10 protein-coding genes and 1 other annotated feature are annotated in these 15020 nt (G+C 47.8%); of the genes, 1 reads left to right on the forward strand and 9 read right to left on the reverse strand.

Going from position 1 to position 15020, the window contains the following annotated elements; translation table 11 throughout:
* Window position 1: 1 nt before the first annotated feature.
* From AC0YNT_RS00520 to AC0YNT_RS00540, 5 genes are all read right to left on the reverse strand, one after another.
* Entirely contained in the window at window positions 2-1450 is a 1449-nt protein-coding gene (locus AC0YNT_RS00520) for a hypothetical protein (protein ID WP_475802871.1), read from the reverse strand.
* 134 nt (window positions 1451-1584) lie between these two features.
* Entirely contained in the window at window positions 1585-2973 is a 1389-nt protein-coding gene (gene murC, locus AC0YNT_RS00525) for a UDP-N-acetylmuramate--L-alanine ligase (protein ID WP_475802872.1), read from the reverse strand.
* 7 nt (window positions 2974-2980) lie between these two features.
* Window positions 2981-4357, reverse strand: a complete 1377-nt coding sequence (locus AC0YNT_RS00530) for a bifunctional folylpolyglutamate synthase/dihydrofolate synthase (protein ID WP_475803396.1) — start codon at window positions 4355-4357, stop codon at window positions 2981-2983.
* Window positions 4358-4385: 28 nt separating this feature from the next.
* A complete protein-coding gene (locus AC0YNT_RS00535) occupies window positions 4386-7040 on the reverse strand; it encodes a valine--tRNA ligase (RefSeq protein WP_475802873.1) in 2655 nt (884 codons plus the stop codon).
* Between the two features lie 242 nt (window positions 7041-7282).
* Window positions 7283-7512 (reverse strand) — a binding site (T-box leader).
* Between the two features lie 71 nt (window positions 7513-7583).
* Window positions 7584-9077, reverse strand: a complete 1494-nt coding sequence (locus AC0YNT_RS00540; RefSeq protein WP_475802874.1) for an MDR family MFS transporter — start codon at window positions 9075-9077, stop codon at window positions 7584-7586.
* Window positions 9078-9288: 211 nt separating this feature from the next.
* On the opposite strand from AC0YNT_RS00540, the gene AC0YNT_RS00545 reads away from it, so the two are divergent.
* The gene (locus AC0YNT_RS00545; protein WP_475802875.1) at window positions 9289-9888 is read left to right on the forward strand and encodes a TetR/AcrR family transcriptional regulator; all 600 of its coding nucleotides are present in this window, start codon (window positions 9289-9291) and stop codon (window positions 9886-9888) included.
* A gap of 314 nt (window positions 9889-10202) precedes the next feature.
* On the opposite strand, the gene AC0YNT_RS00550 is transcribed toward AC0YNT_RS00545, so the two are convergent.
* From AC0YNT_RS00550 to hemB, 4 genes are all read right to left on the reverse strand, one after another.
* Window positions 10203-11570 (reverse strand): LysM peptidoglycan-binding domain-containing protein, encoded by a 1368-nt coding sequence (locus AC0YNT_RS00550; RefSeq protein ID WP_475802876.1) that lies wholly within the window; start codon window positions 11568-11570, stop codon window positions 10203-10205.
* Between the two features lie 110 nt (window positions 11571-11680).
* The gene (locus AC0YNT_RS00555; protein WP_475802877.1) at window positions 11681-12661 is read right to left on the reverse strand and encodes an RluA family pseudouridine synthase; all 981 of its coding nucleotides are present in this window, start codon (window positions 12659-12661) and stop codon (window positions 11681-11683) included.
* A 24-nt stretch (window positions 12662-12685) separates the two neighbouring features.
* Window positions 12686-13981, reverse strand: coding sequence for a glutamate-1-semialdehyde 2,1-aminomutase (gene hemL, locus AC0YNT_RS00560; RefSeq protein WP_475802878.1), 1296 nt, complete (start codon window positions 13979-13981; stop codon window positions 12686-12688).
* 4 nt (window positions 13982-13985) lie between these two features.
* A complete protein-coding gene (hemB, locus tag AC0YNT_RS00565) occupies window positions 13986-14981 on the reverse strand; it encodes a porphobilinogen synthase (RefSeq protein ID WP_475802879.1) in 996 nt (331 codons plus the stop codon).
* Window positions 14982-15020 lie beyond the last annotated feature (39 nt).

The following is a 15020-nucleotide window of genomic DNA, read 5'->3' on the forward strand; positions in this document are numbered from 1 at the left end:
TTTACAATGCGTTGATTGGTTCATACCATTCTTTTTGTGTCACGATAGCTTCCATCAAAGCACCTTGAACAGCCCACAAATGCGATTCTGACGGCTTTTTATCGTATTCTTCGAGTGATTTGGCAGCTGTATTCATAGATTGAATTAATTTTATGAGAAATGCCTTTCCTGCCTCATCCTGAACGCCTGCCTGCATTGCTTTTACGCTTTCTGTCCATTTCTGATGCTCGGCCTGCCAGGAATCGGCAGCTGCAGAGCCAAGAGGTGATAGACTTGGCTGCTCAAGCTGTGTCAAAGATAGCTCATCAAGCATACTAATCAGACTGATTGTGTTGTTTAGAAAGGTATCTGCCGCCTTCGCATCTCCGGCAAACGGAAACTGCTGCGGCACCTGAACATCAACTTGCTTAATATATACAGGCAGTTCTTCCCCAATATCTTTGGTGAGCGTAATTGCACGGGCACGATCGATGGCCATCCCCGCATAAACCCGGTAATCAGTAGCTGTCTTCATCCCTGCTGCCGCCAGGCCCTTATCTGTCAATTCCTTAATGGCAGCATCTCTGCCCTCCGTATTGCTGAATACCCCATACTGCAGCAATTGATAGGACTGTCTTGGGATCGTCAGCTTCACGGTTTTCTGTCCAGACGTATCATTAACTGCCGAACCTGAAATTCCACCATTCGTGTTTGTTGTTGTATCACCGCTTGGCGCTGCACTTGGATTGTTGCTCACGGAGCCGTTTACGGGATTGGCCAGGTTATTCGTTCCAGAAGTTTGATCAGGCGAATTTGTAAACAACGAGAGCAGCAGATAGCCGAATAAAGCACCAGTTGCTAATGCGCCAGCTACCGAGAGGAACACTTTAATCCAAGACGGTGGTGTAGAATATCGTTGTACAGGTCTTGACCAGCGCTTGGCAGACTTGTTGTCCAGTTCAAGCTCAGGGTAAAAGGAATCGTCGTCTAGCTCCTCCCACTGGTTCATCATCGGATGTACGTCTGTTGCCAGCACTTCCGCCGGCGGCTTCATCTCTGATTGCGGCTTAGACTCAGACTCAACACGCTGCCGTGGATGCCACTGTCCCTTTTTCTTCGGCTGGCTGATAGGCTCCTGCACATGCTCGGCAGCTGGATAGACCTCTTGAGCAGGGCTCTCTGTTTGTTTCTTCGCTGAAGCAGGAACAGACTTACGGTCTGTATCACGAATCAGATCTTCTAGGGCAATAATATCTTCTTGAAACGGGCTAATCCAAGGACTAAACGGACTTTCTCCGCTCTCATATTCGGTATTGGAATATAACGGTACAACTTTGGAAGGCGTGCTGCTTTTGCTTTGATCCCGAGCAGGGACTTGCTGCGGCACCGAGTTACTGTCCTTACGGCTGTTTTCTTCTACGGTCTGGCCAGTACGATCAAATCGGTAGGTAATTCGGTTATTCTTGTTCATGTCATTCTCTCCTTGTCCCATTCTTCTATTCCTACTCTATGAGACTTTTAAGAGATTTATGATAGATTTGGTCCGAACAAAAAAACGCCCCGAAAAGCCTCCTTCGAGGTTTTCAGGGCGTTCTTCGCCTAGTTTTATACTTTTGCCTTCAACGTTTTCGCAAGCGCATCCGCTGTCTTCCAGATATCGCCCGCTCCCATTGTAATGACGAGATCACCTGGAGCAACTTTAGCAGTCAAATGCTCCAACACCTCTTCTTTTGTAGGGATATATAACGTATTGGCATTACTGTTTGTCTTAATCATATCAACAAGCTTCCGTGAATGGACGCCTTCGATTTGCTGTTCGCCTGCTGGCGAGTAGATATCCGTAATAATAACCTCATCTGCTTCCGGGAATGCCCGGCTGAATTGTTCAAGCAGGAAGAAGGTCCGCGTATAACGTTGCGGCTGGAACACGGCGATAATCCGTTTTCCTGTTGCTTTAGCCGCGCTGATTGTAGCTTGTATTTCTGTTGGATGATGCGCATAATCATCAATAACCAAGATATCATTCACTTCGCCCAGCACCTGGAACCGGCGTTTCGCACCGATGAACTCATGAATGGCCTCCGCAATGTTTGCGAAAGTCAATCCTGCTTCAAGGCAAGTAATAACCGTAGCCATCGCATTATAAACGTTGTGAAGTCCTGGGACTGATAATTGAATTGTACCAAGCGCTGTACCACGCTTACTCATCTCAAACGCTACTTTGCGATCACCAAGACGGATATTTTCCGCTTTGTACTCCGCATCGCTGTTAACGCCATACGTAATCAGCTTGGATGTTGTATCGCTGTCAAGCTTAGGCAGCAGCTCGGTAATCGTTTCGTCGTCTGCACACACTATCGCTTTACCGCCAGACTTCACCTGAGACAGGAATGTAACATACGCTGCCTTCAGCTTGCCAAAGTCACCATCATAATTCTCCAGATGATCAGGCTCAATGTTTGTCACGATTGCAATGCTTGGGTGATACTGCAAGAATGATCCGTCGCTTTCATCTGCTTCCGCCACGACATACTCGCCTTTACCTGCTTTAGCGTTCGTTCCCACATTAACAATCTCGCCGCCGATAATATACGTTGGATCAGCTTCGCATTTCTCCATGACGAGTGCAATCATAGAAGATGTTGTTGTTTTCCCATGCGCTCCGGCTACAGCAACGCCTTTGCCAGCATTCATAAGCCTCGCAAGCATCTGAGCACGATGCAGCACAGGAATGTTAAGATCTTCCGCTGCTTTCCGTTCTACATTGTCCTTGGAGAGTGCTGTCGAGTAAACGACAAGATCGGCACCCTTTACATGATCCGCCTCATGGCCGATATAGATTTGCGCGCCTTTAGCCGCAAGCTTCTCCGTCAACTCCTGACGGGCCACATCGGAACCGGTAATTTTATAACCCATTTCAAGCATAACGCGGGCGATCGCGCTCATGCCGTAACCGCCGATTCCGATGAAATGAACATGTTCTGCCGTATTCAAAGACGGTTCACCAACCTTTTTCAGAATCCGAGTTGTACAATATGCGGGAGCGAACGTCACCTATTAAATAAAGCGTACCAGTGACCACCCCAAGGTCTGTTTCCCCGGTCATTTGTTGCAATTTGCGGAGGCCTTCGCGCCAATCCTTCTCCACGATAAGCTCAAAGGAATGCTCCTCCGATTTCTCTTCGCGGACAAGATCGGCAAGAAGTTCCGCATCAAGTTTGTTGCGGAAATCAGGCTCGGTCACGATAAGCGTATCCACTATTGGTAGTATATGCTTTAGAACATCACGATGATTCTTATTCTCCACCATCGCCATCATGACATGAAGCTGATCATATTGATACGTCGAGCGAAGCGTCTCAACAAGGGCTGCAGCGCCCTCGGGATTATGCGCGCCGTCGATAAGAATACGCGGCGTTTGCGATACAATCTCCAGTCGTCCCGGCCATGCAGCCGCGCGGAGTCCCTCTGCGAGTGCGTCATCTTCTAGGATTAAAGCGTAATATTGACGAAGCACTTCAAGAGTCATTACCGCCACAGCAGCATTAGTCCGTTGATGAGCACCATTTAGTGTTATCGTTAATGGATCAATCGCTCTGAACATGCCTTCAAAGCGGAAGACCTGTTCATCTTCCTTACTCGACAGCTCCTTGATATTAAACTGCTCTCCAAGCAGATAAAGCGTGCTTTTCTTTTCTTTCGCCGTCTGTTTTACAACTTCAATCACTTCTGGCTGATCAACTGCACTCACAACGGGAACACCGGCTTTAATAATACCTGCTTTCTCGCTAGCGACTGCTTCCAGTGTATTGCCGAGACGATCCATATGGTCATGGCCAACATTTGTAATAACCGAAACAATAGGAGTTACAATGTTCGTAACATCCATTCTGCCGCCAAGACCGGTCTCCCATACTACAAAGTCTGGATAAGTAACCGTAGCATAGAAAAGAATAGCCAGTGCTGTCGACACTTCAAACATCGTTGGGGAGCCAAGCTCAGTCGCTGCAATTTCTTCAACATGAGGCTTAAGCGTGTTCGCAAGATTAAGAAGAGTCTCTTCCTCGATATCTTGGCCGTTATATTGGAAACGGTTCGTGAACTTCGTAATGTATGGCGAAGTAAATGTCCCCACATCATAACCGCACTTTAACAATACACTCGTTAAGTATGCACAAGTCGAGCCCTTGCCGTTAGTACCGGCAATATGAATAAATTTGAGTCTGCGCTGCGGATTATGAAGCCGCTCCAGCAGAAGCTCGATACGATCAAGACCCGGACGGATTCCGAAAGGGATGAGCCCGTTGATCCAATCGACCGCTTCTTTATAGGAACGAAGCGCGCCGCTTCGTTCCATTTCAATCCCGTTATCGATCATAAATAAACGTCCTTCTTCCATCAGATCATTAGCTGCGTAATTCGGCGATTCTCGCAAGCACCTTGTCACGTTTGTCAGCATAGTCCATCATTTTAGCACGTTCTTCTTCAATTACTTTAGCAGGCGCTTTCGCTACAAAACCTTCGTTATTAAGCTTCTTCTCGACACGCTCTACTTCGGAGTTAAGTGTAGCAACCTCTTTCTCGAGGCGTGTGATCTCTTGCGAAATATCGATCAAGCCGGCAAGCGGAAGATAAAGCTCAGCACCAGTAACGATCGCGGTCATCGCTTTGTCAGGAGCAGCAATTGCAACACCTGTCTCCAGCAATGAAGTGCCGCAGAAGCGTCTTACGAATTCTTCATTGCGGCTGACGATAGCAGCTTCCGCTTCTCCTGAAGGCTTGATCAGCAGTTCTACCTTTTTGCTCATCGGCACATTTACTTCTGCACGAACGTTACGCACCGCACGGATGATATCCATCAGCAACTCCATCTCTTTCACTGCTTCAGGAGCTTCAAGCGCTTCGTCATACACCGGCCATGCTGCAACCGTAATAGATTCGCCTTCATGCGGCAGATGCTGCCAAATCTCTTCACTGATATACGGCATAAACGGATGAATCAGGCGCTGTGTACGGTCAAGGACATAAGCGAGTACCGATTGTGTCGCACGTTTTGCCTGCTCATCTGTACCATAAAGGTTCAGCTTCGCAAACTCAATGTACCAGTCACAAAGATCATCCCAAATGAAGTTATAGAGAATTCGGCCTGTTTCGCCAAATTCATAGCTGTCAATCAGACGAGTTACTTCACGTACCGTTTCATTCAAACGATGGAGAATCCAGCGCTCTGCCGTTCCAAGATTGCTCTTGATATCAATATCCGCAGCCGAGAAATCTTCCAAGTTCATTAACGCAAAGCGTGAGGCATTCCAAATCTTGTTTGCAAAGTTGCGTGCTTGCTCGACCTTCTCAAGACGGAAACGCAAATCCTGCCCTGGCGTACTGCTAGTCGAGATCATGTAACGCATGGCATCTGCACCATAATTCTCGATAACATCAAGCGGGTCAATACCGTTGCCAAGCGACTTGGACATTTTGCGGCCTTCAGCATCACGAACAAGACCATGCATTAATACATCCTTGAATGGAATTTGATCCGTGAACTCAAGGGCTGTAAAGATCATACGCGCTACCCAGAAATAGACGATATCATAACCCGTTACGAGAACATTGGTCGGGTAATAACGTTTGAAGTCTTCCGTTTCTTCCGGCCAGCCAAGTGTCGAGAACGGCCACAGACCAGAGCTGAACCATGTATCCAGAACATCTTCATCCTGACGGAGCGATGTGCTTCCACAAGCCGAGCAGGCAGTTACATCTTCAAGGGCAACATGCATTTCACCACAAGACTCGCAGTACCAAGCCGGAATACGGTGACCCCACCATAATTGACGGGAAATACACCAATCGCGGACATTCTCGATCCAGTTCAAATAAATTTTTTCGAAGCGATCTGGTACAAAGTTAACACCATTGCCAGCCTTCTGAGCTTCAATAGCACGCTCAGCAAGTGGCTTCATGGCCACGAACCATTGTGTCGACAAGTAAGGCTCAACTACTGCGCCGCTGCGCTCGCTATGGCCGACTTGATGGACATGATCCTCAATTCGGATACAAACGCCTTGCTCCTGCAGATCTTTCACAAGCTGTTTACGGCAGTCTGCACGATCCAAGCCTTGATAAGGACCGGCATGCTCATTCATTGTGCCTGTCTCATCCATAACAATAATTTGCGGCAGGTCATGACGAAGTCCAACCTCGAAGTCATTAGGATCATGTGCAGGCGTAATCTTAACCGCGCCAGATCCAAAGTCACTCTCTACGTATTCATCAGCAATGATCGGAATTTCACGGTTAACAACCGGCAATACGATCATTTGGCCAATCAGATGCTTGTAACGCTCGTCTTCCGGATGAACAGCTACAGCTGTATCGCCAAGCATCGTCTCCGGACGAGTTGTTGCAACGGTAATATGCCCGCTGCCGTCTTTGAGTGGATATTGCAGATGATACAGATGACCGTTCAGCTCTTTATGCTCAACTTCAATATCGGACAAAGCTGTCCGTGCAGCTGGATCCCAGTTGATGATTTTTTTGCCGCGGTAGATCAAGCCTTTCTCATGCAAACGAACAAATACTTCACGAACTGCCTTGGACAAACCTTCATCCAATGTAAAACGTTCGCGAGAGTAGTCCAGAGACAGTCCCATCTTGCCCCATTGTTCACGGATTGTGTTCGCATAAAGCTCTTTCCAGTCCCATACTTGCTCAAGGAACTTCTCACGGCCAAGGTCATAACGGCTCAGTCCCTGCTCGCGCAGCTTCTGTTCTACCTTGGTTTGAGTTGCGATACCCGCATGATCGGTACCAGGCAGCCAGAGTGTATCAAAGCCCTGCATCCTTTTCGTACGAATAATAATATCCTGAAGGGTAAAATCGAGCGCATGCCCGATATGCAGCATCCCTGTTACGTTCGGCGGCGGAATTACAATTGTAAAAGGTTCTGCTTCCGGGCGCTGGCCCGCCTTGAAAAATTGACCCTGCTGCCAGAAATCATACCATTTCTGCTCGGCAGCCTTCGGATCATAAGTCGTCGGCATAGTCGTCGTCTTGTCTGACATCTTTACATCCTCCTAAAATGAATTGCCAAACTAGGTTGTTCATCAACCGTTTGTGGTGATTCATACTTCGTAAGCATAAACCAAATGAATTGCCATACCAAAGGTAAACCATTAACCATTGTGGTAATTCATGCTTCGTAAGCATTTGTACTAAAAAAATTGTGCATACAATTTCACTTCGTAAGCATTACCACTCTTGTCATTGCTTGGATAGAAATACAAAAAAACCTTCCGCCCTTATAGCAAAGGACGAAAGGTTATCTTCCGTGGTACCACCTTTGTTCCGCGCTCAAAAAATAAGCACGGCACTCAAACAGATAACGGCTGTGGCCGGCTCGAAATAACGGAAACCGCTTCATTCAAGCAACTCCGGGGCGACAAGCATAGCAGTAAATTCCTGCGGCACCTTTCAGCGTTACAGTCCCGCTCTCTGAAGGCTTGGCTGCTAACTCTTCCCCTTCAACGTCAACATATGTTGAAAAAAATCAGATATAGCATATTTTATCCAAGATGTCCTCGAAAGTCAACTTGTGACTATGCCTATTAGTGACCCATCATCATTGGCATTTCTGCTTTTTCTGCATCTTTGCCAACCGCACGCTTAGGCTTCGACAGAAGGAAACCTACCAAAGTACCCACAACACCAACGATCGTTAAGATCAGGAACGTGTCGCCATAAGAAGCAGAAGCAATATGCGACGCAATAGCTGGTGTAATGTCAGCAGGATTCGTAATGCCTTCCGACGCCATATAATGCTCCGTGCGTCGAGCCAGAATCGTTGCAAGGCCTGCTACCGCAAAGGAAGTCATAACCTGCTGGGCAGCACTTGTAAGGGATGTAACACGGCCAACCAGTTCAGGAGGTGCTGCTTGAATAATATGCGTATTAAGCGGCATCATCGAAAGGCCCATACCCGCTCCAAGCAAAATCAAAGGAAGAATATAAGTGCCTACTGTTGCATCGGCCGAAATATTAGAAAGCAGGAATGCGCCAATCGTAACAATCGCAAGACCACTCATAACAAGCGGACGAGCACCAATTTTATCAAACAGTTTCCCGCCAATAGGCATAAAGATCGCAGCTGCTAGTGCTTGCGGAAGCAAGATCAAGCCCGTATCAAGAGCGGAGTAACCTTTCGCTGTTTGCAAGAACAATGGGAACAAGAACAAGGTACCAAAGAGGGCAATTTGCGAAACCCATTGAACAACGATACCTTTGGAGAAATCCGGGGATTTGAATACACGAAGTTCCAGCAAAGGCTGCTTACGGTTCAATTCAACGATAATAAAGATAATAAGGGACACACCGCCAACAATTAGACCGGTCAACGTTTTCGTAGAGCCCCAGTCTGTACCGCCTTCACTTACACCGTATGCGAGACCTGCAAAGGCAAGTGGTGCAAAGATCATACCAAGAAGATCAAGCTGTGGAACGGATTGGCGTGCCAAAGCCGGCAATGTACGAAGACCAAGGAAGACCGCTACCGCACCAACAGGGATATTAATAATAAAAATCCAGTGCCAAGTTACGTAGTCAACAAGCCAGCCGGCAAGTACTGGTCCAAGTGCAGGAGCAAGCAGCATAGGAATACCGATCATGCCCATTACCGCACCTTGTTTGCCCGGAGGGCTTAAGCGATAAGTAAATGCCATTGCGATTGGAGCAACCATACCACCGCCAAGGCCTTGAATAATACGATAAATAATCAATTGCTCAGCATTAGTCGCAAGCGCACACAACGCAGAACCAATTGTAAATAAAACGATTGAGGTCAAATAAATCTGCTTCGCTCCAAAACGGTCGGATAACCAACCAGCCAGTGGAATGACGGCTGCTTGTGCAAGTGCATAGCCCGTAACGGTCCATTGCACGAGCGACAGAGACGCTCCTCCAAAATCGTCACGCAGCTTAGGAATCGCTACGTTCATTGCCGTACCATCAAGAATAACCATGAACATACCCACAATGATAGCCAGAAGCGGCACCATAATGGATTTGATAGACATAGAGCTGTTTGTTGCATTTACTTCAGTCATTAATTTCTCTCCTCCTAAATTATACTTCTATCTGTATCTAGCCTTACGGCGTCTTGACCTATTTATGAAGCAGCAGTAAAATGGGTTAGGTGCAAGCCGACTGCGGACAATTGTCCGCTAACGTATGATACCGGACAATTGTCCGGTTGTCAATACAGCCTTGCTCTGTTTATTTTTTCTTAATAATTTGCATGAAATGGAGGGTGCGCGCATGACCGATAAAAAGAAGGACTCGCAAGAGGTTAGCAAAATGATTTTGCAAACCGCCAGGTCCCTTTTTGCCGAACACGGCGTCGAAGCAGTCAGCATGCACCAAATTGCTAAATCTACTCAGATTGGACAAGGTACGCTGTATCGGCGTTATGCGAATAAATCCGACTTATGTATGGATCTAATGAATGATATATTCGAGAGCTTGATAGAGGAAATCACTATAATGCTCGAATCCATGAAGGATCTGACGGTTCAGCAAAGACTGACCTCCGTTTTTCGGCGTCTCCTGTATTTTTCTAATGAACAGCTGGTTTGGCTTAATGTCATTAAGATCAGCAAGCCCTGCAAGCCGGATGATATGAACTTTTTTGAAAGTCCAAACTATTTACAATTGAACAGCATCTATATCGCCCTACTAGAAGAAGCTCTGAGCAAAAATGAGATTATCCCACTCACTCCTGAATTTACGGCACATACGCTGATCAGTGCGATGGCTCCGGAATCACTGATCTACTACTCCAGGGTTCTGGGCTACTCGATCGAACAAATCGCTGACAATTATTGCGGAACATTCATTAACCCGCTGTTCGCGCGGTAATACAAACTGCATATCAACTAGAGGAATGATTACGGAAGAGGTGGCAAACTTGTCACCTCTTTTACTTGTATTGGAGGGGAAAATCCATTCGCTTCACGGCTAACGAATCAACATCAATCTAACTAGACAGATAGCGATATCAGGATTCGTTAGATTCTTGAAGATGCTGTTTTTAGCCAAATAAGCATTCTATGGCTCGTTAGAATAGTGACGACAAGTTATCCCTCTTCCCAAATCCACACAAAAATAAGAGGCTGTCTCAAAGTCATCAAGATGACGATGGGACAGCCTCTTATTTTCAATTAGGTTAAAACTTATGGGATATACAGCAGTTGTCCCTCTGCAACGGAAGACTCATTCAAGCCGTTGTAGAGCAGAATCTCACGTGGATTTAAGCTGTACCTTACCGCGATCGATTCCAGTGTCTCGTCTCTTTGCACAATGCAGACCCGGATTTTGCGGAATTCATTTTCATCCGACTGCTTATTCAGGAAGAGAGTTTTCCACTCAATCTCATCGCCGGATGAGCGGCTTTTCTCTTGCTCGGCCTGCTTTGCCGCTACCTGCTCCGCCACTTGGCGGGCTGCCTGCTCACGTCTGCTCGTCTGAAGCAGCGTCATCAGTCCGACATTAGGTGCCTGTTCCGGATCAGCCTCCGGCTGCTTGCTGCCTACTCCAATTCGAATCTCTTGCTTGTCGTTATCTGGTATACGAGACGACTCCGATTGAACATTCCAATCGGGCTCGCTTGAAGTATTTTGAACAAAGGATGCAAAGGATTGATCAGGACTTTGTGCTGCTTCCTCCTCAAATGGCTCCTGCCATTCATCCTCATCTTGATCTTCCTGCTCTGAAGCGTAAGTATTGTCCCGCTGCTCCACTTGTGGAGGTTGGGCTGGCGCAGCCGACTGGAATGGCTGTTCAATAGGCTGATTAGCAGCAGGCTGATTGGATTGGAACCATTGCGATGCTGACCAGCCGCCATCCCTCGGGGATGCCGAAATCGTCACAGAAGCTTCTGCTTCCTCAGCGGAATCATCAGCCTCTTCTTCATCCTGCTCTGCTTCCTCAAAGGCTTCGAAGTTCTCATCTTCCTCTTCCGCCTCTTCTTCATCCTCAAACGACGTCTCTTCTGCACGCTGAGCATTCGGCAACTGACCTGCAAAGCCCGTAAAATAAGGCTGCTGCGTTACGGACTGCCAATCATCCTGTCCAGGGTTCGCAGCTTCAATCGAAAATTCATCGTCTGAAGCCTCGCGTTCATGCAGAGCTGTAATCGGCTCCTCACGCCAGGCTTCCTCAGCATCCGGAAGCGGTTCTACAAGAATGCCCCTGAGCGACAAGACGCCAGTCACATTTAATGTCCGAGCGGACAATAAATCGACGTCAAAGTTATCGATCTCTACCGAAATATCATCGAGCCTGGATACACGGTTAAGCGGCAGTGTAATCTCAACTGGAATCCAATGCTCCAGCGTCTGCAGGCTGCCTCCATCGGTTTGGCCGCGATACACTCCATTTAAGAGCAGTTGTCCTCTTAGTACCGCATGATCCCCCTGCTCGACCACCTGAATACGCGGAGTAAGCTCAATCTCCTCCAGTTCGTCAATCGCCGCTACTTCATCCGGCAAGTGAATACGCTCATACAAATCAAATCGCAGTCCCTTGGATTGATCCGTCACGCGATGTCCTCCCTCCCTATTACCTGAATAATAGATAGCAAATGCATAAAGCTTGGGCTAAAGTTACATTCACTACTATCTATATGGCGAGGAAATAAGGAGCATGACTATCAATTTGTCCGGCCGGACAGCTTGTCAAGCAGCGACATCAGCCAAACAGGCTCCGGTGCTTGTACCTGAAACATTTCTCCAGTCCATGGATGAGGGAAAATCAGCCGTTCTCCATGCAAAGCTTGATGTGGCAGCAGCCTTGAATCACCTCCGTAAAGCTTGTCTCCAACAAGGGGATGACCGATATGGCTCATATGCACCCGAATTTGATGGGTCCTGCCTGTCTCCAGCTGTAATCGAACAAAAGAGGCCAGTGGATACGTCTGAACCGTCTCAAAATGCGTGACTGCTGTATCCCCATTTGGCGTCACCATACGCCTGGAAGAATGATGGCGGTCCTTGCCGATCGATGCTCGAATCGTACCGGAAGATTTCGTAAGTTTGCCATGTACAATGGCCAGATAACGTCGATCAATCCGCTTCTCTCGCATCGCTTCATCGAGTACCCATTGTGCTAGATCATTCTTTGCATATAGCACCGGACCTGAAGTATCGTCATCAAGACGATGAATATGCCGGACAAGCACTGGATCACCTGCCTTCAGCAACCAGTGTGCGGCCGCCTGGTCCAGCGTACCGGTCTGCCCGGAGTAAGATTCATGAACGGGCATTCCTGCAGGTTTATTCATCACAAGACAAAAATCATCTTCATATAACACTTGAACATCGCCTTTATTATTTTGAGCTTTGCAGTACAATGGATCAGCGGCAGGATCTACAGCAGGAAATGCAAGAAGGCGGATTGCCTCCCCTGCCCATCGAATACCACCAACGGAGAACAAACGATTAATCCATTTTGCCGGAAATACAGAACGGGCCAGCAGCCATTGCCGCAGAAGATGCGGGTGACTGCCGGCCTCCGGTATGGAGATCAGCTCCGTTTGCTGTGTGGAATCCGAATCCTTGCCTTGCTTACCCAGCAGATCTGCCGGGTGAAGCTCCAGCCATTGCCCTACGCGCCGGTAAGGATGCTTTTGCATGGATTATAAGATCTCCTATCGTTTTTATAAGCTGCCAAACGCCTCGTCATGCGCTGCGATGGTCGCTTTAATATCTTCGTCCGAATGGACGGCAGACACAAACATTCCCTCAAATTGTGAAGGAGCGATGCTTACACCAAGATCAAGCATTGCCGAGAAATATTTTTTGAACTGTTCAAGATTTGATGTCTTCGCAGTCTCGAAGTTAATGACATGAGTATCCGTAAAGAATGGACATACCATTGAACCGACACGGTTAATCGTGCTGGCAATGCCATGCTTCTCCGCATTGCTCTCGAAGCCAAGCTGAAGCTTAACGGCTTGACGCTCCAGAAGCTCATATGTTTCTTTCGTCAGCAGCTTAAGCGTTGTATAGCCTGCTGCCATAGCAAGCGGGTTACCGGAAAGCGTACCAGCTTGGTAGATCGGACCGCTTGGAGCGATCATTTCCATAATCTCACGTTTGCCGCCATAAGCGCCTACCGGAAGACCGCCACCAATGACTTTACCAAAGCAGGTAAGGTCAGGCGTTACACCATAAAGTCCTTGAGCACAGTTGTAATGGACACGGAAGCCGGTCATTACTTCATCGAATATCAACATGCTGCCGTATTGCTCCGTCAGCTCACGTAGTCCTTGCAGGAAGCCAGGCAGCGGAGGTACAACACCCATATTACCCGCTATTGGCTCAACGATAATACAAGCAATTTCCTCGCCAAACTTCTCGAAGGCAAGTTTAGCAGATTCCAGATCATTATAAGGAACCGTAATCGTTTGGGAGGCGACACTTTCCGGTACACCAGGGCTGTCCGGCAAGCCTAATGTCGCCACGCCTGAACCTGCTTTAATCAGCAAGCTGTCAGCATGTCCATGATAGGAGCCTTCAAATTTCAGAATTTTGCTTCGTTTCGTGTAACCACGAGCGAGACGAAGCGCACTCATTGTCGCTTCCGTACCCGAGTTAACCATACGGACAATATCAACCGAAGGAACACGTTCTACAACCAGCTCAGCCATCAACGTTTCCAGCTCAGTTGGTGCGCCAAAACTTGTTCCCTTCTCAGCCGTTTTCTTAATCGCTTCGATTACTTCCGGATGAGCATGACCCATAATAAGCGGTCCCCATGAACCGACATAATCAAGATAACTATTGCCATCTATGTCATATACACGGCTTCCCTTGCCATGATCCATATAAACCGGGTTAAGACCAACTGATTTGAAAGCACGTACCGGGCTGTTCACACCGCCAGGAAGTACTTGTTTTGCGCGGGCAAATGCCTCTCTCGAACGATCATCACGTCTATTGCCTATACTCATCCGCTTATTCTCCTCTCAGCCAGCGCGAAGCATCCTTCGCATGGTAGGTAATAATGAGATCCGCACCAGCACGCTTCATGCTGATCAGCTTCTCGAGAACGATAGCACGTTCATCAATCCAGCCATTAGCAGCAGCAGCTTTGACCATCGCGTATTCTCCACTTACGTTGTAAGCAACAATCGGAAGATCGAAGTTCTCTCTCAGTTGGCGAACGATATCAAGATATGACAGCGCAGGCTTCACCATAAGCATGTCCGCACCTTCAGTAACATCAGAATCTGCTTCCCGAAGTGCTTCACGGGCATTAGCTGGGTCCATCTGATACGTTTTGCGGTCACCGAACTGCGGCGCTGATTTGGCTGCATCGCGGAATGGTCCGTAGAAGGCAGAAGCATATTTTACCGAGTACGACAAAATTGGAACATGACTAAAGCCCGCTTCATCAAGACCTTCGCGAATGGCTGCAACAAAGCCGTCCATCATGTTGGATGGAGCAATAACGTCAGCCCCAGCCTCTGCTTGTGACACAGCCGTGCGAACAAGCAGCGAAAGCGATGGATCATTATCCACGACAGCCGCTCCTGTCACTTCATCCTGATGTACCATTCCGCAATGGCCATGGTCGGTAAATTGGCACAGACAGGTATCCGCCATTACCACAAGCTCAGGTGCCCATTTCTTAATCAGACGAGTTGCTTCTTGAACAATGCCGTTAGGATCATAAGCCGAAGTACCTTCTGCATCTTTATGATCCGGCAGGCCAAACAGCATAATCGATGGAATGCCAAGTGATGTAATCTCACGAATTTCTTGTTCCAGAAGATCAAGAGAGAACCGGTATACACCCGGCATCGAGCTGATCTCTTCTTTGATATTCGTCCCGTATTTCACATAGATCGGATAAATAAAATCATTAGCTGTCAGCACAGTCTCACGGACCATGCTGCGCATAGCGGCCGACTGGCGCAATCTGCGGTGTCTTACAATTGGGAATGCCATATCAAATTCCTCCTCAATCTCGGTCCTAAGGTCCTGATG

This window comes from Paenibacillus sp. J22R56 (assembly GCF_056269375.1).